The following is a 22,432-nucleotide window of genomic DNA, read 5'->3' as shown; positions in this document are numbered from 1 at the left end:
TGGCACTTGGTGGGCTTTTTTAGTGATTATAATGTATCATATTTCCTTAAGCCTAGTATATACTTCGGAATCAATCTTGCAAGATTGGTGATTTATGAACGATAGATATCTTTTCTATGCCCTATTTCCACGACTAAGATGATGAGCGTCTCATCTTCTATTCTGGCAATAATCCGATAGTCACCAATTCTATACCGCCAGTAGTCAGTTAAATGACCTTTTAAAGCCTTACCATGAACCCTTGGTTCTTCAGTATTTTGTAGGTGCTTAGCCAACCACAGGGCAATACGTTTCCTAGTGGTTTTATCTAGTTGACTGAGCTTTTTTTCAGCATTACGGGTAAGGACAAGCTCATAGCTCATACTTGTAACTCTTTTTCAATATCGGAAAAAAGCACAATATCGCTAGGGTTTTCCAGGTAATTTTGGTAGGCCTCATCAGCAACTTGAATGTCCCACTCATCTTCAATCTTCTCAATAACGGTCTGCCGGATAAAATCAGAAACGGACAAACCGAAGAAGCGAGCATAACTTTGAATGAGGTCTTTTTCTTCTGCATTGACTCGTGTGGTTATTGTAGCCATCTACCTCACTCCTTTCATATTACATTGTAACACAAAGAGCAGGTCCACAACAAGAGGAGCAAGCCCAGCTAAGCTATATACGCTGCTAGCCATCCTTGCAAGCGGCTGATAGATAGGCAATTATCTTTTTATCGCTAACCTTACAGGCCCATAAATTTTTTAATGTTGTTGTAAAAAACGTCTGCCTGGGCGGCTTCTGACAGGCCGCTGTAGCGGACCTTGTCTATTTCCACTTGGGGAGCGTGGAAGGGCAGGTCAGTGCCAAAGAAGATCCGGTCATGGCCGACCCGGTCATAGGCTTCTTTTATCTTGGTGGGCATGGGCATCCCGCTCATTTCCAGCCAGATATTGTCATACCGGCAGGCCATATCCAGGGCAGCCTGGACGTAAATGCCATGGCCATGGCCCATGTGGATCATGACCACCCGGACCTTGGGGTGGCGTTCTGCCAGGAGAGCAATCTGCCAGGGGGTAGAGAAGGGGACGTGGCCGGAATGGATAAAGACGGGGACATCCAGCCGCTCCGCCTCTTCCATAATGGGGTCGACACCGGGGTCATCGGCGGCGTAGGCATTGAAGAGGGGGTGGAGCTTAATCCCCTTAAAGCCCCGTTTTTCAATATAATGGTGGGCGGCTTCCGGGCCGGCATTCATGGGATGGACCCAGGCCAGGGGGATAAACCGGTCCGGGTACTTGTCTGCAGCGGCGGCTGCTTCATCATTGGTATCAAAACCGGTGGGACAAATAATGGCTTGTTGAATATGGTATGCATCCATGGTTTTAATGAGGTCGGCTGGGCCATTGGCGACATTGGCCCAGCCACCGAACTGCCCAACATGGGCATGAGCATCAATTATTTGCATACGAACACCTCCATAGGGTCTAGGATAGCGGATAGCGGGGCCAGAAAAAAGCGCCAAATGGCAGGATAAAACACCGACCATTTGGCGCTTTTGCTTTAATCTGTGTCGTTCAGGGAAAGGACGGCCATAAAGGCTTCCTGGGGAATTTCCACATTCCCCACCTGTTTCATCCGCTTCTTCCCTTCCTTCTGCTTCTCTAAAAGTTTCCGCTTCCGGCTGATATCCCCGCCGTAGCACTTGTCCAAAACGTTCTTCCGCAAGGCCTTGACCGTTTCCCGGGCAATGACCTTGTTGCCGATGGCAGCCTGGATGGGGACTTCGAACTGTTGCCGGGGCAGGAGTTCCTTGAGCCGGGCAGCCAGGGCCCGGCCCCGGTGGTAGGCCTTGTCCTTGTGGACAATACAGGACAGGGCATCGACCACTTCGCCATTGACCAGGACGTCCAGCTTGACCAGCTTACTGGCCTCGTAGTCGCCCATTTCATATTCCAGGGAGGCATAGCCCCGGGTCCGGGTTTTCAGTTGGTCAAAGAAGTCAAAGACGATTTCCCCAAGGGGCATATCATAGATGACAGTGGCCCGGGTTTTGCCGGTAAACTGCATATCCTTAAACCGGCCCCGACGCTCCTGGCCCAGTTCCATAACGGGACCCACAAAATCTGAGGGAACCATGACCTGGACCCGGGCAAAGGGTTCTTCAATGTGATCAATCTTTTGCGGCGAGGGCATAAAGGCCGGGTTGTCCACCTCGACCATGCTGCCATCGGTTAAGAAGACATGGTAGATAACCGAGGGGGCGGTGGTGATGAGTTCCAGGTTGTATTCCCGTTCCAGCCGCTCCTGAATGATTTCCATGTGGAGCATGCCTAGAAAGCCACAGCGGAAGCCAAAGCCCAGGGCCTGGGAGGTTTCCGGTTCGTATTCCAGGGCCGCGTCATTAAGGGAGAGCTTGATGAGGGCCTCCTTCAGTTCCGGATATTGTTCATTATCCACCGGGTAGAGGCCGCAATAGACCATGGGGGTAGCTTTCTGGTAGCCCGGTAGGGGCTCTGCCGCTGGCCGGTCGGTGGTGGTGATGGTATCCCCCACCCGGGTATCCGCCACTTCCTTCATACTGGCGGCAATATAGCCAACTTCCCCGGCAGCCAGGGACTTGACCTTCTTCTCACCGGGGACGTGGACGCCCAGCTCGGTGATGTCAAAGCTCTTCTGCCCGGCCATCATGGTGATCCGGTCCTTGTCATGGAGGGTCCCTTCCTTGACGCAGACGTAGGCAATGGCCCCCCGGTAGGCGTCATAAAAGGAGTCAAAAATCAGGGCCCGGACGGGGGCATGCCGGTCTCCTGCCGGAGCCGGGACGGTCTTGACCACCGCCTCCAGGATATCCTCAATGCCTTGGCCGGTTTTGGCGGAACAGAGGATGGCATCGTCCCCATCTAAGCCGATGACCTCTTCTATCTCTTCCTTGACCCGGTCCGGGTCTGCCGAAGGGAGGTCAATCTTATTGATAACCGGGATAATCTCCAGGTCATGCTCCAGGGCCAGGTAGACATTGGCCAGGGTCTGGGCTTCAATACCCTGGGCCGCGTCAACAACCAGGAGGGCCCCTTCGCAGGCGGCCAGGGACCGGGACACTTCATAGGTAAAGTCCACATGCCCCGGAGTATCGATGAGGTTTAAGATATACTCTTCCCCATCTTTAGCGGTGTAATTGAGGCGGACCGTCTGGAGCTTGATGGTGATCCCCCGCTCCCGCTCTAAATCCATATTGTCTAAAAGTTGGGCTTGCATGTCTCGCTCACTGACCGTTCCCGTGGCTTCCAATAAGCGGTCTGCAAGGGTAGATTTGCCATGGTCTATGTGAGCGATTATGCAAAAGTTACGTATCTTTTTTTGCATAAAACTCCTTCCTGAAGCGGCTATAAGCGGAGTTTGCGGCGCAAACTGCCAACCGCCTCTTCCATTTCATCAATCCGTAAAACAAGGGCCATGCCGGTGTAGCTGGCCATGCCAATGCTGATGGCCATGCCCAGGACAAGGAGCTGGGCGGCCTTACTGGTCAAGGTCAGGCCGTCTAGGCCAAAGAGGGTCAAACGAACGGCCAAGAGCATAACGGCACTGGCCACCAGGACCTTGACCAGGCTCTGGGCAATGTGCCGGCCGCCAAAGGGGCCGATTTTCTGTCGTAGGACCACAAAGAGCAGGACCATGGCCAACATCCCGGCAATAGAATAGGCCAGGGCCAGGCCGCGGAAGTCCATGGGGCCAACCAGGAGAAAGGACAGGGCAATATTGGTCCCGATGACCACTACATTCATCAAAACCGCCGACCGGGTATCCCGGACGGCGTAAAAGCCCCGGTTTAACATTTGCTGCTGGCTGTAGCCCACAATGCCGATGGCATAAAGGGCCAGGGCCTGGGCGGTAACCACCACATTGTGGTCGGTAAACCGCCCTTGTAGGTAGAGGGCCCGGATCAGAGGTTCACTGACCGCCCACAGGCCCACAGAAGCCGGGACCAGAAGGAAAAATATCTGGTTAATCCCGGCGGTTAATTGCTTCTTAAAGGCTGCTATTTTCCCGGCAGAGACCGACTCGGCCAGGCGGGGAAAATAAGCCGTAGCGATGGCAATGGCAAAGACCCCGACCGGCAGCTGCATGAGCCGGTTGGCATTATTGAGCAGGGTCACCGTCCCCGGGGCCAGCCAACTGCCCAGGTACTGGGTCACGAAGGTATTCAGGTAGATGACCGACAGGCCCAAAATCACCGGCAGGGCCAGGCGGAAGAATTCCACCACCCCCGGGTGGCGCAGGTTCAGGACCGGGTAGTAACGGAAGCCCAGCTTGACCAGGTAGGGCACATGGACAGCAAAGTTTAAAAAGCTCCCGATAACCACCCCATAGGCAAAGGCCCGGATCCCATACTGGTCCATCAGCTGGAGGCCGATGAAGATAATGGCGATATTATACAGGAGGGGCCCCACAGCCGGCGCTGTAAACTGCTGGTGGACATGGCAGATGCCCTGGGCAATCCCTGACAGGCACATGAAAAAGCTCTGGATGAGCATGACCCGGGTCAGGTAAATGGTCAGTTCCTGGGTTTCTGCGGCATAGCCGGGGCTGATAAAGTGGAGGACCACCCAGGGGGCCGCCAAATATAAGAGCCCGATGCCCACCGTGACAGCAACCAGGACAAAGTTTAAGATGGTTGAGGCCACCTTCCAGGCCTCTTCGTCTTCGTCCTTGGTAAAGTAGCCGGAAAGAACCGGGATAAAAGCGGTGCTGAAGGCTCCGCCAATTAAAATCAGGTACAAGACATCCGGGATTAAGAAAGCGGCCTTATAGGCATCGGTCATTGGCCCCTGGCCGAAAACCGTGGTAAGGACAATTTCGCGCACATATCCCAGCACGCGGGAGGCGGCGCTCATCAGGATGAGAAAACCTGCAATCTGTCCCAAAGACCGGCGCTTTAGGCCACCTTTAAAAAGGCCCATATCAGCCTTCCAGGAGTAGCGCCGTATAGCTGGGCATGCTCCAGACACTTTCGTCGCAAATCACTTCCAGCCGGTCTCCCAGCTCCCGGACCACCTTCATATTTTCTGTGACATCATCCTGGTAACTGTAGGCACAGGCCACCAGGTCATCCTGGAGGGCCTGGGCCGACCCGATGGAATGGTCCAGCTTAATGACCGCTTGGCGGAAGGCATTTAAGTAACCGGACAGCTCCGTTAAGAGGGCGTATTCAGCGCTTTCAGAGACATTGAGTTGGAGGTCCTTCTTGTCCCGCAGGATGGACAGGAGCAGGCGCTCGTAGCGGAGGACATCCGGGATGATGTTTTTATTGGCCATTTCTACCATGGTCAGGGCCTCAATATTAATCCGGCGAATATATTCCAAAAGGTGGATGTCCCGGCGGGAGTCAATTTCTTCCTGGGTGTAAATATGCTGCTCGGTAAAAAGGCCACAATTCTTAGGGCTGTTGTACTCCATAAAGGCATCCAGGGCATGGTCAATAATTGGCAGCCCCCGCCGCTTAGCTTCTTCAACCCATTCGTCTGCATAGTTGTTGCCGTTAAAGACCACCCGCTTATGCTCCCGGATTTCATCGACGATGAGCTGGCTCAATTCATCCCAGAAATTTTCCGCCCCTTCCAGCCGGTCGGCATATTGGCGGAGGACTTCAGCATAAGCGGCATTGATGGCAATATTGGGTCCGGCGGTCGAAGATGAGGCCCCCGGCATCCGGAATTCAAACTTATTACCGGTATAGGCAAAGGGCGAGGTCCGGTTCCGGTCGGAAATATCTTTTGGGAGCTTGGGTAGAATATTGACCCCGAGCTCCATCATCCCCTTGTCAACGGTATTGTAGTCCCGGCCCTTTTCAATTTCTTCTAAGATGCCGAGCATTTCCTCACCAATATAGATGGATAGAATGGCTGGCGGCGCTTCGTCGCCGCCTAGGCGGAGGTCATTGCCGGAGGAGGAAATCACCGCCCGTAGGAGTTCCGGATAAGTATCTACGGCATGGAGCATGGCGCAGAAGAAGAGAAGAAAGCGAGCATTTTCCTTGGCGGTATTGCCGGGCACCAGGAGGTTGACCCCGTCATCGGTTCCTATCGACCAGTTGATGTGCTTACCGCTGCCATTGACCCCCTGGAAGGGTTTTTCGGCCAAAAGACAGGCCAGCCCATGGCGGGGGGCAATGTTATGCATGCAGGCCATGACCAGTTGGTTTTGGTCATTGGCTACGTTACAAGTATTGAAAACCGGCACCAGTTCAAACTGGCCCGGGGCCACTTCACTGTGCTTGATCTTGGCCGGTACCCCGAGCCGCCAAAGGGCTTCGTCCAGCTCCCGCATAAAGCCGGCGACCCGCTCATTGATGGCGGAAAAATAGTGGTCTTCAAACTCCTGCCCCTTGGGCGCCGGGGCCCCGAAAAGGGTCCGGCCGCAAATAAAGAGGTCCTTCCTTTTGTGGTAATGGTCCAGGGGGACCAGGAAATACTCCTGCTCGGCCCCCATATAGGCATGGATTCGCCGGGTCGCATAGTCACCAAAGAGGCGCATAATCCGCAGGCCCTGCTGGTTGATGGCATTCATGGACCGCAGGAGGGGGGTCTTTTTATCTAAAACGTTGCCGGTATATGAGAAAAATACCGAGGGTATGTAGAGGCTTTTATCCTTGATAAAGGCCGGGCTGGACGGGTCCCAGCTGGTATAGCCCCGGGCTTCAAAAGTATCCCGCAGGCCCCCGGATGGAAAACTGGAGGCATCCGGTTCCCCCTTGACCAGGTTATTGCTGGAAAACTCGGTAATGGCTCGACCATTGCCGACCGGCTCCAAAAAAGATTCGTGTTTTTCAGCGGTCATCCCGGTCATGGGCTGGAACCAGTGGGCAAAGTGGGTTGCCCCCCGTTCAATGGCCCAGTCCTTCATGGCAGCCGCAACGACTTCTGCGATGTCTTTGTCTAAGTCTGACCCAGTTTCAATGGTCGCTTTAAGAGATTTATATATCCGCTTAGGCAGACGCTGCTGCATCACTTCATCACTAAATACATCTGCTCCAAAAAGGTCGAATTTAGAACTTGTCTCTGCACTGAATTCCGTCATGGTTATCTCCTTTTAGCTGGTTTTTTCTTTTTACGGCGGCCATTCTGAGAGGCTTCTTGGGCCCGACGCAAACTGTCATTGACAAAGTGCTTGGCATGGTTCAGATAACTGCACACCGGTACAAACAAGAGAGGGACGACCACCAGCCACTCTTCCTTCAGGACCGGGACAAGCTTGGCCAGGGGGATAGAAAAAAAGATAGCGCCCAGGACCAGCCCGCCGGCCAGGATGAGAAGGATGACTGCAAACCACTTGACCATATAAAAGAAAAGGCCGGCCTTCTCTACCTTAGGCCATTCCTTCACCCCTTCAGGCGAATAGGGCCGGAGAAGCGTCCCTATCGGCAAAAGAAAGGCGCCACCCCAATAGGGCACCCATTCCTTGTAGCCCATCCATATGACAGCATAGACCAGTAAGGCCATGGCTAACCGCCAGTAACCCATTTTTTGTTTAGCTGACATCACTTCACCCCTTCAGTCTCTATAACACTCCTATTCTATCATGAGGAAGCTTGCCTGTCACACAAAAAATGCGAACCCCCATCCGGGAGTTCGCAAGTTAATTCCTAATCAGCCTATAACAGCAAAGGGCAGTACATAAGCAAAGAGGCCATTGACGATACAAATCAGTAGGGCGAAAAGGAAACTGAAGCGAATCGTGTAGCGGAGCAATTCACTTTCTTTACCAACAATACCAACAGCTGCACAGGCAATAGCCATGGATTGCGGAGAAATCATCTTCCCAGTGACCCCACCGGAAGAGTTAGCTGCAACCAGGAGGACATCAGAGACACCAACTTGGTTGGCCGTCGTTGCCTGCAGGCCGCAGAAGAGGGCGTTCGCAGAGGTGTCGGACCCGGTTAAGAAGACCCCTACCCAACCGATTAGTGGAGAAATGAAGGGGAAGAAAGCACCGGTAGAAGCTAAAGCCAGGGCCATGGTGGAGGCCATACCGGAGAAGTTCATGACATAGGCAAAGGCTAATACACAGCCAATGTTGACAATCGCCCATTTCATTTCATTGACGGTTTCTTTAAAGGTATCAATGGCCTTGCCTGCGCCCATGCCGTAAACAAAAACAGTGGCAATGGCTGCCAGGAAGATGGCCGTCCCGGTCCCACTAAGGATATCCAACTTAAAGACCGCCGGCAGGACACTGTCCCCAATCGGCATGGCCTGTTGGACCATATTGTGGAGGCCCGGCATTTCAAAGGTGAGGACTGTCCCAGCTAAAGGACCGGCAGCAGCTCCGTCTACACCAGGCGCAAAGAGGGCCTTAAAGCCTTTATTGGTCCAGATGATGACGAAGACGATGAGCAGTAAGAAGGGGCTCCAAGCCCGAACGATGGCGCCGGCAGAATGGTGCTGCAGGTCAGCCAGGGCACCGGCTTGGACTTCTTCACCGGCTTCTTTAGCTGCTTCTTCAACGGTATAGACGTGTTTCGGCTTCCAGACCCGTAAAAGAACAACCATGGCCAGAAGGGAAACAACAGCAGAAATAATAGAAGGCAGCTGGGGCCCAAAGATATGAGCGGAAACCAACTGGGCACCGGCAAAGGATACACCGGCTACAATGGCTGCAGGCCAGCATTCGCGGATCCCCCGCATGCCGTCCATCAGGAAAACAATAAAGAGCGGTACGATCAGGGACAGGATGGCCAATTGGTTGGCGGCCTGTTGACCGATTAAGCTGGCATCAATCCCGGTAACAGACCCGGCTGTAATAACCGGTACCCCCAGGGCGCCGAAGCAAACCGGAGCAGAGTTGGCCACTAAGCAGAGGCCGGCTGCATACAGGGGTTTCAGACCAATCCCAGCCAAGAGGGCGGCAGCAATAGCAACCGGGGCCCCAAAGCCAGCGGCCCCTTCCAGGAAGGACCCGAAGCAGAAACCGACCAGAATCACCAGAATCCGTTGGTCTTCCGTAATGGACAGGATACTGTCCCGGATAATGTCAAACTGGCCGCTGTTAACGGATAGTTTGTACAGGAAGACCGCACAGATAATGATCCAGGCAATGGGCCACAAACCATACAGGAACCCATTGACCCCAGCCATCACTGCGGATGCGACTGGCATTTTAAAGACAATGATAGCAATAAGTGCTGATAAAACCGCCGTACAGAAGCCGGCAACATGCGCTTTCCAACGTAGTACCCCAAGGGTGACTAAGAAGAAAATAATAGGGATAAGTGCAACAAGGGCGGACAGCCAAACACTATCGTCGATTGGCGTATAGTTTTGCGTCCAAATAGCGCTAATCATAAGATACCTCCTCTACAATTTTGTATGATTGCTTAGTTTATTATACGGGGAATGGTAGCTAATTTCAACCTGTTCTGTATCAGTTTTTAGTGATTTGTCCAGAAAAAATGATAAGGCTATAAATATCCGAATGTATCCGGTTATTTTTCGAAATATTCCTGCTAATCTGTTTGCTTTTTCCCTATCTTTTTTTAAAAAAAGTGACTAAATATAAAAATACAGCTAACATTAAATCCATTAGCTGTATTTTTGTTATACCACAGGTCATGAAGCAGCGATATCCACAATGACCAGCTCCGGCCGGTTGTTCACCCGGGGGACCAGGGGGTGGAGGGCAAAGCCTGCGCTCACCACCATCCGGTAGGGATGTTTTTTCCCACACCGGTAGACCCCCCGGGTCAGCCGGGGAAAGAGGCCCTGGCCCGGCGCATAAAGGCCGCCAAGGCCCGGCAGCCGCCACTGGCCGCCATGGGCGTGGCCAGCCAGGACCAAGTGGGCCTGTAACTGGCTATAGAAGTTTTTTTGTTCCGGCCGGTGGGAAAGAACAATCCGGTAGGCCGAGGCACTGGGGGCCTTTTCCTTAAGGGGGAGGCCTGCTGCCCAGACCCATTCATCCCGGTCGGCGTAGGCGGTCTGGTCGACAAAGCCCAGGACCTCCACCCGCATGCCGGCCAGGTCAACGGCAACTCCGGCATTATCCAGGACAGCCACCCCCATCTCTTTCAGGTTATTGGCCATGTCCGCCCGGTCAAAGCGGCTTTCTTCATGGTTACCTGTGACAAAAAAGACAGGCATGTGGGGTACCAAAGCCGTTAATAAAGACACGCCTTCATCAATACCCCCCTTGGCATCAAAAAGGTCACCGGCAATGCAGAGGGCATCCACCTCTTCATTTAAGATAATCCGCCCCAGGGCCTCCCCACTCCATTGGCCGCTGCCGGAGTGAAAGTCGCTGACCAGGGCCAGGCGCAGAGGCCGGGCCCCCTGCCAGGCCGGGTCCGCCAGCCGATAGCGGCTGATGGTCGGTTCATAGGAAAAGAGCCGCCATATCCCGTAGTTGATCCCGGCCAGGGCTAGGACGGCACCCGCCCAGGGCCACTTACTCATAGTCCGCCTCCCCATCTGGGTCAGGTGTCTTGTCTTGCCCAATAGGTGCCATAGGCAGGTCAGCCACCTGGTCAGCCGTATAAACCGGTAGGGATACCAGGGCTACTAGGTCGGGGAAAAGGCTAGCCTCTTCCTGGACCATAATGGTCGCCATACCGGTGACATACCCGCCCAAGGCTTCGACCAATTCACCTAAGGCATACATGGTGCTACCATGCAAGACGCAATCATCGACCAGGAGAATCCGTTTGCCCTTGATAAAGGCGGCATCCTCCTGGCTGAGGTAGAGCTTGCGGACATCCAGGGGGACGTCATCCGTCCCCTCCATCTGCATGGCAACCACATCATCCATATGGGCCTTGGCCTGCTTCCGCGCCACAATATAACGTTTTAAACCGGCTTGCTTGGTCATCTCATAGGCCAGGGGGACCCCCTGGGTTTCTTCTGTGAGGATACAGTCAAAGGCCGGCACCCGGTCTAAAAGCTCTGTGGCCGCAGTGGTTGTGAGCTCTACATCGTTAAAAGCGGTAAACACCGCCTCAAAAGTGTCTTCATCCACTTGATACAAAGGTAAGCGCCGATACACACCTGCAACAGCTATATTGATAAATTTACGCATCTTTTGCCCTCCTTGTCGGTCAAGTGTCATATGCTTCATAATAGCAAGCAATTTCCTTAAAGTCAATTCCAAGGGAATGCGGTCCGGCCCAATTCTACCGGCAGCTTGTTTATTCTCAAGAGCAAGCCAAAAACTTTCTTACCTTAAGTTCACTACTTATAGGTTAACCAAAAATGACCCCTCGTTTTCTAGTAGAATAATGCTGGTTCAATAAAAAACGCCTCAATTGGCTTGAGGCATTTAAGGGTGCGCTTCGTTTTTTGTATAAAGAGCATATGGCTGACGCCAACTATTGGCATAAAATAAAAAAAGAACTCAGCCGAGGCTGAGTTCTTGGTCGCATGATTATACGCAACCGGTCGGTTTCGGCAGGCCAGCGATTTTACAAGCGCCTTTAGCCGGGCCGGACGGGAACAGATCATAGATCTGCTTTAAGCTGTAGCCGGATTCTTTGGTCATCTTACGAACCATCGGAGCAATCCCGTATTCTTTGAAATAGTTTTTGAGGTATTCAATGAGCTTCCAATGATCTTCATTGAGCTCACTGATGCCTTCTTGTTCTGCTAAATATTTAGCAACTTCTTCGTTCCAGTCGTCAAGGTTTACTAAGAAACCGTCTTCATCGACTTCAATTTTTTGACCATTTACATCGATTTCTGGCATGGTATCTTCTCCTTACATTTTGAATTGATCGAATTTACGAAGTGGATCCACATAGCCCGGATAGTCCGCCAGGTAATCTTTCAGCATGTCGGCAGCCATTCTCAGGCCGTCGACCTGCCCCTGTCTAAACTCCGACGGTTTGGAATCACCGAGTTCACGGATTAAATCCTCCACGTAATCCAGCCATTCCATACAGTCTTCCATGATCGCCATGATTTATCCCTTCCAACAAGAGTATTATAGCAAATTGTCTGTCTAATAGCAAAGTGCTAGCTATCAGTCTTGCTTATACTACACACAGCCTTATTCTGCGCCGGCAGTTCCTTTGGAACCGGGCAGGCAGATATAACTGGTACCCAGGTACAGGAATTCGATTTTACCTTCTTTGGCGAGGTCATTTACTGCCTTATCAACGTCACGTTTCTTCACGCCGATAGCAGCAGCGACTTCTTTGTTTTTCGCTTTTTCCACAGTACCCAGGAATTCAAGGATTTTTGCCGACAATTCCTCTTGGGTGAATTCAGCCATAAAGACATCTCCTTTCGGCAACGCGCACGAAAGCGAAGACTTTACATCGTTTCGACAGCGTCGGTGAATTTAAAGTTAGAGGTGGTACGGAAAGTCTTCACGGAGAAGGTGAAGTCGTCAATGTGTTTGTCGGTGAATTCAAGGCCAGTTAATTCAAAGAATTTTTCCCAACCAATACGTTCAACCCATTCACCATAACGTTCACCCGGACGTGCGTTTTCTACCCACACTTCAACAAGCATTTTGATGGTTTTGACCAGGGTCGGCCAACGGGGCGGTTCGTTCGGAACGTAAGGAACAACCAGTTTGGAGAAAGAAGGCCCTTTACGGGTGTTGGAAACCTTACCGCCGACGAAGATAGCGATACCGTCATCATCCGGGTTTGCAATCGGCAGGGCCGGGCAAACGGAGAAGCAGTTCCCGCAGTACATGCATTTTTCTTCGTTAATGGTAACGGATTTCTTTCTCGGGTTCGGACGAATAGCGCCAACCGGGCAGCTGGCTACCAGGTTCGGGATTTCACAGCTGTTAGCCACTTCTTCGTCAATGACGCGGGGCAGGGTTCTGTGAATACCAACGAAGGAAATGTCGGAGCAGTGAACTGCACCGCACATGTTCAGGCAGCAAGCCATAGAAATTTTAAGCTGAGCCGGGAGATCATCACGTTTGAAGTAGTCATAGAGTTCGTCCATAACAACTTTAGTGGTCCCGGAAGCATCTGTTGCAGCACTGTGGCAGTGTACCCAACCTTGGGTGTGCAACAGGGTTTTTAAGGAGTTCCCGGTACCGCCAACAGGGAAGCCGTATTCTTCAACTTCTTCGATAATTTTATCAACATTATCTTTGTTGGGGGTCAGGAATTCGATGGAACTACGGGTGGTAAAGCGGAAGTGGCCGTCACAATACTTGTCAGCCAGTCCAGCAAACCAGCGCAGGGATTCGATAGAAAGCAGACGCGGAGAGCCTACACGCACGGTGTAAACATCGCCGGCCGGGCCATGGTGCATGTAAACGCCAGGCTTAATTTTTTCGTGGTATTCCCATTTGAAATAGTTGTCCTGACAGACTTGGGGCATTCTCTCAAAATAATGAGGAGGTCCAATGTCAGTAGCTGCGAATTGTTGCGTCATTATTCTGCCACCTCCGTATCATTTTCAAAGTCATCGCCATACCAGTAGATATAGGGGTTTTCACGCGGGTGATGAACCATTTGCGGAACCGGTTTCATGTCGATGGCTTTGAGCAGGCTGTTCATCCCTAAGCGGTAAATTAACTCACCAAGACGTTCACGGGTTTTAGCGTTTTCATCCCACCAATCCCATACGCCTTCGAGGAACTCTTTGAGGTTGGCGTAGTCGTCTTCTTTATCGAGTTTCATGAAAGGAACAACAACCCAGCCGATGAAAGCGGACTGAACGATGGTTGCTTTACCACCGAGCAGGATGCTGGCGCCTTTTTCCTTACCGACCTTAAGCGCTTTCGGCATTAAGTTGATGCAGTGCATGCAACGGCTGCAGTTGGCATTGTCGATATTGAGTTCTTTCTTCTCAGCATCGTACTTGATGCATTGGGTCGGGCAGGGTTTAACGATAGCAGCTTCCATCGGCATGCCATTGTCAACATACTTAGCCACTTCAGCTTGATCCACTTGGATAGCGTCACGCCAAGTACCGATAATAGCAATGTCGGAACGTGCAGTGGAAGATACACAGTCGTTCGGGCAGCCGGAAATTTTAATTTTGGACTTGTAGGGCCACATCGGGCGGTGCAATTCCATTTGGTATTCCATGGTAATATTATAAGTTAAGTCCAGGGTATCAATGCAGGCGTATTCACACCGACCCGGGCCTACGCAGCAGCAGGGGGTTCTTAAGTTGGAGCCAGAGCCACCTAAGTCCCAGCCAGCGTCAGACAGGTCGTTGAAGCAGGGTTGCAAGTGGTCAGTGGTGGTCCCTAAAAAGACTGCATCCCCGGTGGTCCCGTGCATATTGGTTAAACCGGAACCGTGTTTTTCCCAGATGTCGCAAAGGGTGCGAATATCATCTGAGGTGTAGAAGAAACCGGACGGTTGGTTGATACGCATGGTATGGAATTCCTTAACTGCCGGGAATTTTTCCGGTTCCAGCGTATAACGGCCGACGACACCGCCGCCGTAACCACGAACGCCTACAATACCGCCGTGTTTCCAAAGGGGTACTTTGCGTTCATAGGATTCTTCAAGCAGGTCGAGAAGTTCGTGAGACATTTCATTGCTTTCACTCTTCTCAATCTCGGTGATGAAGGAGGGCCAGCGGCCGTTTTTCAATTCCTCCATCATTGGTCTGTTGTTAGTTGACAAATCCATACACCTCCATGTGATTGGGTTCGACCTTTTCCCTTAGGTCAGGTCTAGTCAGCTGTCATAAATAATAGTAATAAGCTCGGGGATACTAGGGCACCCCTCCATGTTGATAGCTTGTGACAAAAACCTAATGTATCCATCTACTGACTATAGTTTCCCACAAATGTCAGTATTTTGCAACCAATTGCACAAAGTTAGCGAAATGTTTTTCTTATGCTAGCAATAACCCTCCTTTATGTCAGGCCTTTGCGGCCATTTTTACAAATTTTTCCGCCCACAGGGCCTGGGCTGCGGCATGATAGTGGTGGTAGGTGGCCAGGGTATGCTGGTAGACCAGGCCATCGTATGTGATTCCATTCACAACCGCTAACCCCTTCCCCCGCTCGGTTTCAAAGGCGAAGGCCTGGTCGGCTGGGTCAACACCTGCCGGCCAAACGGCCCTGGAATGGTGGAATTCATGGCCGGGGATAAGGTCCCCCGGGGTGAAGTAGGGGTTGTTGGTCCGGATGCGCTGGAAGGCATAACCATGGCCCTGAGGCTTGCTGGTCATTTCAATTTCGCAGGGAAAGATCCCGCACATGGGGAAGTAGCCCTCGGTGGTCCGGATGCCCTGGCTCAGGTACATAAGCCCCCCGCATTCTGCGTAGATGGGGATGCCCTGATCAGCGGCTTTTTTGACCGAGGCCTTGAGGCTTTCGTTGGCGGCCAGGTCGGCGGCCATGACTTCCGGAAAGCCACCTCCAATGTAGAGGCCATCCAGGTCGTCCACATCCCTTGTTGTGAAGGCATTGACCGTCACCAGGTCGGCGCCGGCCTCTTCCAGGGCTTCCAGGTTTTCCGGGTAGTAAAAGCTAAAGGCCCGGTCCTGAAAAACGCCGATCTTGGGCCGCCGGGGCAGGTCCACCTGGATGGCGCCTCCACCTGGATCCTCAATAGGCGGGGCCGTCTTGGCAATGGCCAGGAGCCGGTCAATATCCAGGTGTTCTTCAACGAGTTCACCGAGCCGATCAACCCGAGACAGGAGCTCGGCCTCTTCGCCGGCTGGGACCAGGCCTAGGTGGCGGTCGGGAATCTTGATGTCGTCCCCCTTGGGGAGGGTCCCCAGGATGGGGACCTGGCAGTACTTCTCAATGGCCCCGGTCATGATCCGCTGGTGGCGGGGCCGGGCGACCCGGTTTAAGACCACGCCGGCAATATTGATCCGGTCATCAAACTGGACCACCCCATTGATGAGGGCGGCGACGCTCCTGGTAATCCGCTGGCCGCTGACCACCAGGATAATGGGGATATCCAGGAGGTGGGCCAGTTCGGCACTTGAGTTGGACCCGTTGATGTCAAAGCCGTCAAAGATCCCCATGGCCCCTTCGACAATGGCCAGGTCCGCCCGGTCGCTTTGGCTGCAAAGGCTGTGGATGAGCTGGTCATCCTTCATCATAATGGCATCCAGGTTCCGACAGGGGAGGCCGGAGGCAATGGTGGCCCAGCTGGGGTCAATGTAATCCGGTCCCTTTTTATAGGGCTGGACCCGAAGACCCCGGTCCCGCAGGGCCTTTAAGAGGCCAATAGTTACCGTTGTTTTCCCACTCATGCCCTGAATGGCGGCAATCATCAGCCGGGGAAATTCAGTTGCCATATGCCCCCCTAACCGACCACGAGGTTAACCAGTTTTTGTGGCACCACAATGGTCTTACGAACCGTTTTCCCGCTAATCAGGGCTTGGACACTGTCATCAGCCAGGACTTGTGCTTCAGTTTCTTCCTTGGATAGGCCGGCCGCTACCATGAGGTGGGCCCGGACCTTACCGTTGACCTGGATGACGATTTCCACTTCGTCTTTTTCCAAAGCTGAAGGGTCATAGGCCGGCCAGGGTTGGGCGTGGATGCTGTCCTTATGACCCAGGGCCTCCCAGAGTTCTTCCGCCAGGTGGGGCACGAAGGGGGCCAGGACGTGGATGAGGATATCGGTGGCTTCATCAATGGCCGGGGACCGGTGGTCCTGGTAGCTATCCAGGATGCTGTAGAGGCCGTTGACCAGTTCCATGATGGCGCTGACAGCCGTATTGAAGTTGAACCGGTCTTCAATGTCATCAGTAATCCGGGCCAGGGAGCTGTGGGCTAGGTAGCGGAGGTCTTTTTCCGCTTCCGGGGTCCCTTCGCCGGCCGGCAGGGCCAGGTAGCGCTGGATATACCGGTAGACCCGGCCCAGGAAGCGGTAGCAGCCTTCTACGGCCCGGTCATTCCATTCCAGGTCTCTTTCCGGCGGGGCTGCAAAAAGGATGAAGAGCCGGGCGGTATCGGCCCCGTAGGTCTTCATGATATCTTCCGGGCTGACAATATTGCCCTTGGACTTACTCATTTTAGCCCCATCTTTTAAGACCATCCCCTGGGTGAGGAGGTTTTTAAAGGGTTCATTGGCTGAAACCAGGCCCCCATCCTTGAGGACCTTGGTGAAGAAGCGGGCATAGAGCAGGTGGAGGATGGCGTGTTCCACCCCACCGATGTATTGGTCAACCGGCATCCACTTATCGGCCTTGCCCTTGGCAAAGGGGAGGTCGGTATTTTGAGCGTCGGTATAGCGGAGGAAGTACCAGCTGGAGCAGACAAAGGTGTCCATGGTGTCGGTTTCCCGCCGGGCCGGCCCACCACAGGCGGGGCAGGTGGTATGGACAAAGTCTGGGGCGTCATTTAAGGGTGATTCCCCGGTTGGCTTGAAGTCCACGTCTTCCGGCAGGCGGACCGGCAGCTGGTCTTCCGGTACCGGTACGGCCCCGCACTTGTCACAGTAGACAATGGGAATGGGGGCGCCCCAGAACCGTTGCCGGGAAATAAGCCAGTCCCGTAGGCGGTAGTTGACGGTCTTCTTGCCGGCGTCCTTTTTGGCCAGGGCTTCGACAATGGCGTCCATGGCCGCCACATTATCCATGCCGGTGTAGTCACCGGAATTGATCAACTTACCCGGGGCGGTATAGGCCTCCGTCATATCCGCTGCCTGAAGGTCCTCCCCTTCTTGGCTGACCACAGGGATAATCGGCAGGTTATATTTTCTCGCAAAGGCAAAGTCCCGGTCATCGCCGGAGGGCACACCCATGACGGCGCCGGTCCCGTAGTCGGCGATGACATAGTTACCGACCCAAACGGGGATTTTAGCCCCATTAATGGGGTTCGTGGCATAGGCCCCGGTGGGGAGCCCTTCTTTTTCCGCTGCATCCCCGGTCCGTTCCAGGTCTGTCAGGTGGCTCATCCGGTCGGCAAAGGCCCGGACGGCTTCAGCCTCGTCCTTGCCTTGGATCAGTTTTTCAACCAGCTGGTGTTCCGGGGCAAAAACCAGGTAAGAGGCCCCAAAGAGGGTATCCGGCCGGGTGGTGTAGACCTCAATGGTGTCCCCGGTTTCCAGTTCAAAGGTGATCATGGCCCCTTCAGACCGGCCAATCCAGTTTTCCTGCATGGTCCGAACCTTTTTCGGCCAGCCATCCAGTTCGTCCAGGTCTTTTAAAAGGCGGTCGGCATAGTCGGTGATCCGGAAGTACCACTGCTCCAGGGCCTTTTTATGGACCTCGGTCCCGCACCGTTCGCAGGCCCCGTCTACCACCTGTTCATTGGCCAAAACCGTTTGACAGGAGGGGCACCAGTTAACCCGGCCTTCTTTTTTATAGGCCAGGCCAGCCTTGTAAAATTGCAAAAAGAGCCACTGGGTCCAGCGGTAGTAGTCCGGCTGGCAGGTGGTCACTTCCCGGTCCCAGTCAAAAGACAAACCCAGTTGCTTAAACTGCCGCTTCATGGTTGCGATATTTTCCCGGGTCCACTTGGCCGGGGGGACACCATTTTTAATGGCCGCATTTTCTGCCGGCAGGCCGAAGGCATCCCAACCCATGGGATGGAGGACATTGTAGCCCCGCATGGTCTTAAAACGCGCCACCACATCCCCAATCGAATAGTTCCGCACGTGGCCCATGTGCAGTTTACCACTGGGGTAGGGAAACATTTCCAGACAGTAGTAAGAGGGCTTATCTGTCGCATCCTCGGTTTTATAAATGCCGGATTCTTCCCAGCGGGCTTGCCATTTTTTTTCAATATCACTTGCGAGATATTGGTCTTTCATAGGATATCCTCCTCTTTCCGCATATTGCGTATCAGTATTGGCCTTATTATACGGTTTGCGGTAAAAACCGTCAATGTAAGCACAGCTAAAGATAAAGCCAATATAACAGATAAAAGTAAAAATCTTGCCTTTTGGCAGCTTTCCCACAGCTCAGGAGGCATTATTATATAACAGACTCCTCCTCACAAACAATGTTCATTTATTTTTCTTATGAATATTATCGCTATTGTTTAGCCCGGGCTATGGCTTTTATTTATTAGCCCATGCCATACTATTTTTAGTAAATATAGAACTTATATGAGGAGGATAATTTTTATGCCTATTACATGTATTGAAGAAAAACACCTAATCAACAGGCAAGCAAATCGGGAGAAAGAAATTTTAGAAAATTTCGCTAAATCTAGTTATACTCTTGAAAATCCGTACGTCATCATCAACCCCTACTTTATTAATCCCTTATCTGCTCTGGTTTGCTTTAAAACTGAGCAAGAAACCAGCGTGGAAATCGTCATCAAAGGGAAAACAGAGGCCGCCAATTTCACGCAAAAATTCTCTGCCGCCAAGGAGCACATCCTGCCCATTGTCGGTTTATACGACGACTATCAAAACACCGTCGAAATAGCCCTCTCGGATGGACGGACAGCTGACGTAAAAATTCCTATAAAAAAACAAGATGTCAACAGGCCCTTATCTTGCGACACTGACCCCGATTACTTCAAGGGTCACTTGATGTTCTTATCTGCTAAAACAGCCGGCACAAATCACGCCTATTCTATCGGCGTGGATTATACCGGTGACGTTCGATGGATGTGCACAGAGATAGACAGCTGGAATATTGACCTCTTAGCTAATGGACATATCCTTTATACCTCTACCCGGACTTATGCCAAGCCCTATTTTACAGTTGGCCTTTTTGAAATGGATTTAATCGGGAAAATCTACACCGAGTACCGCATTCCTGGCGGTTTTCACCACGATGCTTTCGAACTACCCAACGGCAATATTTTAGCAGCTTCAAATAACCCGGACCCGGCAGCCGATTCAGTAGAGGACTACCTTGTCGAAATTGACCGCCGAAACGGACAAATTGTCCAAGCCTGGAACCTACTAGACCTGCTGCCCAGGGATGGCGGGAATGCCGGCGACTGGACCTACCATGACTGGTTTCACAATAACGCCGTCTGGTATGATGAAAAAACAAATAGCATTTCACTTTCCGGTCGCCATAAAGACGCCATAGTCAATATCGACTATGGCAGTGGCCAATTAAATTGGATTCTTGGCGATCCAACTTCCTGGCCCGAATCCCACCAGCCCTACCTCTTTTCTCTCAAAGATCCAAAAGCCCAATGGCACTATGAACAGCACGCCGTCAGCCTTTTACCCAATGGTGATGTTCTCCTATTTGACAACGGGACTTACCGCAGCAAGGGTAAGGACCAAGGCCAAAGGACCAAGCCTGAAAACAACTTTTCACGAGGACTTGTCTACCATCTTGACAAGTCTAAAATGGAAGCCAGCCAAGTTTGGGAATATGGCAAAGAACTGGGCTCTTCTTTTTATTCACCCTACATTAGCAACGCGACCTACTATGCCGACAATCATTTTCTAGTGCATTCAGGCGGCATCGGCACTTACAAAGGAGAACACACCGATACCCTAGGTGCCTATTTACTGCGAACCTATAAGGACGAGCCGGAAAATGTACGTGTTAGTGCGATAACCTTAGAAGTTCTCAACAATGAAGTTGTCTACAAGATGGAAATCGAAGGCGGTAACTACTATCGTGCTGTTAAAATGGCCCCCTACCAGACCCCTTCCAGCTTTAAACTGGGTGCCGGCAGCCTCAAAGGTACCCTCGGAAAGACAGCTACCGCTAGACCTCTTGAAGCTGTAGCCACTGATGCAGAGGTCCCTGAAAAGCACCACCTCCAGTTCATCCAAGAAGAAGACCGCCTAGCCATCAAGGGCGATTTTAAAGAAGGAAGTACTATCGGCCTTCGTCTTTATCAGCTGGACCGGAAAGATCAGGTCCGCCACTATAGTCTACCGACACAAGTTCACCGCGCCACAACCGAAACCGGCCCCACAGACCCGAACCAGCTAACATCCTTTGATTACTACATTCATTTCGATGGCTTATCCGGTGATTATGCCGCCTTTATTTGTATCGAAGGCTGCTTATATGATACGAAACAAACCATTCGTATATAGGTCGTAAATGCTTTGATAAGCCGCCCCGTAAATTTTCTTTCGAAAGGGCAATGAAAGAACTAAGGAGATCAACTATGGGTTCAGTTAAAGATAATCTTATGCTAAAAGTCATCGGCTACTTGATCATTTTCATCACTTTTTGCTTATTACCACCAGTAGGTTCTATTACTATTGAAGGTATGCGACTTCTAGGCGTATTTATCGCCTTTATCTACGGATTAACCGTCACCAGTGAGGTCTGGCCCTCTCTGTTGACCATCGTTATCCTCCCTTTAATAGGCTTAATTGATTTTACCGACTTGCTTAGTTACAGTTTCGGTAATGATGTTTTTATATTCGTTTTACTCTCTTTGGTCTTAGTCTCTTACATGGATAGCTCTGGAGCTTCTACCTTTGCCGCTGTATGGCTCTTAAAGCGACCTTTTTTAAAAGGGCACCCCTGGTACTTGTTTTTCATGCTACTTTTTATTTGCTGGCTCTTATCCAGCTTTGTGAATGCAATTGCAGGTATGATGTTGGTTTGGATTTTTCTTTATAAGATATTCGACCAATTTGACTTAAAACCCTTTGAAAAGTTACCAACGATTATCCTGATTGGGACCTGCGTCACAGGCGGGCTTGGCCTCAGCACCCTCCCCTGGGGGAACAATTCAATTGTTATCTTAGATGCTTTTACAAAAAATACTGGCCTTGAAGTAAACTATTTTCTTTACATGGGCTATTCCATCCCCTATTCCATAGCTGCCATACTGGTTTATCTTTTCCTGGCCCGGTTCCTCTTCCGCGTTGATGTCGAAGCCATCAAAGAATTTGACCCCGATACCCTATCACAGGAATCCCAAGTATTAACCCGTGAAAAAGCCTGTGCCCTATTATCGATTGCCGCTCTGGTCCTACTAATTTTAGTACCAACCTTATTCCCGTCCAATTCCCTGGTTGCTACAGTCAGCAACCAATTAAAGTTAAGTGGTAAACTGATCGCCGTTTTTGCTTTTCTGCAAATATATAAAATCAACGGTAAGCCAGCTTGCTCTTTTGTTAAAAACGCTAAAGCTGGAATCAACTGGAATTTAATGATGGTTATCGTTAATATTATGGCCTTTTCGGCCTTGATTAGCTCTGATGAAGTCGGATTAAACACCAGCTTAGCCAACTCCATCGCACCTTTCTTTGAAAATAAACCTAGCCTACTATTTATTGTACTGGCAGGCATTATGACGGTCACCGTAACCAACTTTATGTCTAATAAGATTGTCGCTGTCCTTATGATTAGTATCACCATGCCGATTGCTCAATCTTTAGGCGTTAACCCAACACAGCTGGCCTGCCTCTACACAGTTATCTGCACAGTGGCCTTCCTACTCCCCTCATCATCCCAATCTTCCGTTGTGCTCTTTTCAAATACAAAATGGATCCGTGCCGGAGATGTCTTTAAATACGGTTTTCCCGTTCTCATTGTACTCACGATCATACAGCTAGGTTGGAATATCATCTACTTTCATTCCTTCTAAAATCAAGACCTATGTTATACTGGTCAAAAGGA

General features: G+C 51.5%; 19 protein-coding genes. 2 read left to right on the top strand and 17 right to left on the bottom strand.

The genetic code is table 11. From position 1 onward, the window contains the following. Positions 1 to 92: 92 nt before the first annotated feature. The 17 genes from ACLGL1_RS07465 to leuS all read right to left on the bottom strand — a co-directional run bounded on the left by ACLGL1_RS07465 (position 93) and on the right by leuS (position 18,675). Positions 93 to 362: a type II toxin-antitoxin system RelE family toxin gene (locus tag ACLGL1_RS07465; protein ID WP_411008071.1), complete on the bottom strand. Its 270-nt coding sequence runs from the start codon at positions 360 to 362 to the stop codon at positions 93 to 95. Beyond that, entirely contained in the window at positions 359 to 583 is a 225-nt protein-coding gene (gene relB / locus ACLGL1_RS07460) for a type II toxin-antitoxin system RelB family antitoxin (protein ID WP_408976491.1), read from the bottom strand. Before relB ends, ACLGL1_RS07465 begins: the two co-directional genes overlap by 4 nt. Before the next feature lie 140 nt (positions 584 to 723). Beyond that, positions 724 to 1,446, bottom strand: coding sequence for an amidohydrolase family protein (locus ACLGL1_RS07455; RefSeq protein WP_411008070.1), 723 nt, complete (start codon positions 1,444 to 1,446; stop codon positions 724 to 726). 95 nt (positions 1,447 to 1,541) lie between these two features. Further along, positions 1,542 to 3,344 (bottom strand): translation elongation factor 4, encoded by a 1,803-nt coding sequence (gene lepA / locus ACLGL1_RS07450; protein WP_411008069.1) that lies wholly within the window; start codon positions 3,342 to 3,344, stop codon positions 1,542 to 1,544. Positions 3,345 to 3,364: 20 nt separating this feature from the next. After that, positions 3,365 to 4,939: a murein biosynthesis integral membrane protein MurJ gene (murJ, locus tag ACLGL1_RS07445; protein ID WP_411008068.1), complete on the bottom strand. Its 1,575-nt coding sequence runs from the start codon at positions 4,937 to 4,939 to the stop codon at positions 3,365 to 3,367. Position 4,940: 1 nt separating this feature from the next. Then, positions 4,941 to 7,055 (bottom strand): glutamine synthetase III, encoded by a 2,115-nt coding sequence (locus tag ACLGL1_RS07440; RefSeq protein WP_411008067.1) that lies wholly within the window; start codon positions 7,053 to 7,055, stop codon positions 4,941 to 4,943. 2 nt (positions 7,056 to 7,057) lie between these two features. Continuing rightward, complete coding sequence (locus ACLGL1_RS07435; RefSeq protein WP_411008066.1) at positions 7,058 to 7,516, bottom strand: hypothetical protein; 459 nt, start codon at positions 7,514 to 7,516, stop codon at positions 7,058 to 7,060. A 108-nt stretch (positions 7,517 to 7,624) separates the two neighbouring features. Then, positions 7,625 to 9,319 (bottom strand): lactate permease LctP family transporter, encoded by a 1,695-nt coding sequence (locus ACLGL1_RS07430; protein WP_411008065.1) that lies wholly within the window; start codon positions 9,317 to 9,319, stop codon positions 7,625 to 7,627. Between the two features lie 264 nt (positions 9,320 to 9,583). Further along, positions 9,584 to 10,426, bottom strand: a complete 843-nt coding sequence (locus ACLGL1_RS07425) for a metallophosphoesterase (RefSeq protein WP_411008064.1) — start codon at positions 10,424 to 10,426, stop codon at positions 9,584 to 9,586. Then, a complete protein-coding gene (locus ACLGL1_RS07420) occupies positions 10,419 to 11,045 on the bottom strand; it encodes a phosphoribosyltransferase family protein (protein WP_411008063.1) in 627 nt (208 codons plus the stop codon). Before ACLGL1_RS07420 ends, ACLGL1_RS07425 begins: the two co-directional genes overlap by 8 nt. A gap of 345 nt (positions 11,046 to 11,390) precedes the next feature. Beyond that, positions 11,391 to 11,708 carry a TusE/DsrC/DsvC family sulfur relay protein gene (locus ACLGL1_RS07415; protein ID WP_411008062.1) on the bottom strand — a complete coding sequence of 106 codons (318 nt, stop codon included), beginning with the start codon at positions 11,706 to 11,708 and terminating at the stop codon, positions 11,391 to 11,393. Between the two features lie 12 nt (positions 11,709 to 11,720). Beyond that, complete coding sequence (locus ACLGL1_RS07410; RefSeq protein ID WP_411008061.1) at positions 11,721 to 11,921, bottom strand: hypothetical protein; 201 nt, start codon at positions 11,919 to 11,921, stop codon at positions 11,721 to 11,723. Between the two features lie 90 nt (positions 11,922 to 12,011). Continuing rightward, a complete protein-coding gene (locus tag ACLGL1_RS07405; protein ID WP_408976480.1) occupies positions 12,012 to 12,236 on the bottom strand; it encodes a hypothetical protein in 225 nt (74 codons plus the stop codon). 41 nt (positions 12,237 to 12,277) lie between these two features. After that, positions 12,278 to 13,366: a dissimilatory-type sulfite reductase subunit beta gene (gene dsrB / locus ACLGL1_RS07400; protein WP_411008060.1), complete on the bottom strand. Its 1,089-nt coding sequence runs from the start codon at positions 13,364 to 13,366 to the stop codon at positions 12,278 to 12,280. Then, positions 13,366 to 14,574 carry a dissimilatory-type sulfite reductase subunit alpha gene (gene dsrA, locus ACLGL1_RS07395; RefSeq protein ID WP_411008072.1) on the bottom strand — a complete coding sequence of 403 codons (1,209 nt, stop codon included), beginning with the start codon at positions 14,572 to 14,574 and terminating at the stop codon, positions 13,366 to 13,368. Before dsrA ends, dsrB begins: the two co-directional genes overlap by 1 nt. Positions 14,575 to 14,815: 241 nt before the next feature. Continuing rightward, positions 14,816 to 16,210 (bottom strand): cobyrinate a,c-diamide synthase, encoded by a 1,395-nt coding sequence (locus ACLGL1_RS07390; protein WP_411008059.1) that lies wholly within the window; start codon positions 16,208 to 16,210, stop codon positions 14,816 to 14,818. 8 nt (positions 16,211 to 16,218) lie between these two features. Then, positions 16,219 to 18,675: a leucine--tRNA ligase gene (gene leuS / locus ACLGL1_RS07385; RefSeq protein ID WP_411008058.1), complete on the bottom strand. Its 2,457-nt coding sequence runs from the start codon at positions 18,673 to 18,675 to the stop codon at positions 16,219 to 16,221. Between the two features lie 315 nt (positions 18,676 to 18,990). Between leuS and ACLGL1_RS07380 the strand changes: the two genes are divergently transcribed. After that, on the top strand, positions 18,991 to 20,889 hold the full coding sequence (locus tag ACLGL1_RS07380; RefSeq protein WP_411008057.1) for an aryl-sulfate sulfotransferase: 1,899 nt from the start codon (positions 18,991 to 18,993) through the stop codon (positions 20,887 to 20,889). Positions 20,890 to 20,963: 74 nt separating this feature from the next. Further along, positions 20,964 to 22,400: an SLC13 family permease gene (locus ACLGL1_RS07375; RefSeq protein ID WP_411008056.1), complete on the top strand. Its 1,437-nt coding sequence runs from the start codon at positions 20,964 to 20,966 to the stop codon at positions 22,398 to 22,400. Positions 22,401 to 22,432: the final 32 nt, after the last annotated feature.

The sequence above is a fragment of the Peptococcus simiae genome, assembly GCF_046569735.1.
GTDB lineage: Bacteria > Bacillota > Peptococcia > Peptococcales > Peptococcaceae > Peptococcus > Peptococcus simiae_A.
This window is presented reverse-complemented; position numbering and strand designations above follow the sequence as displayed.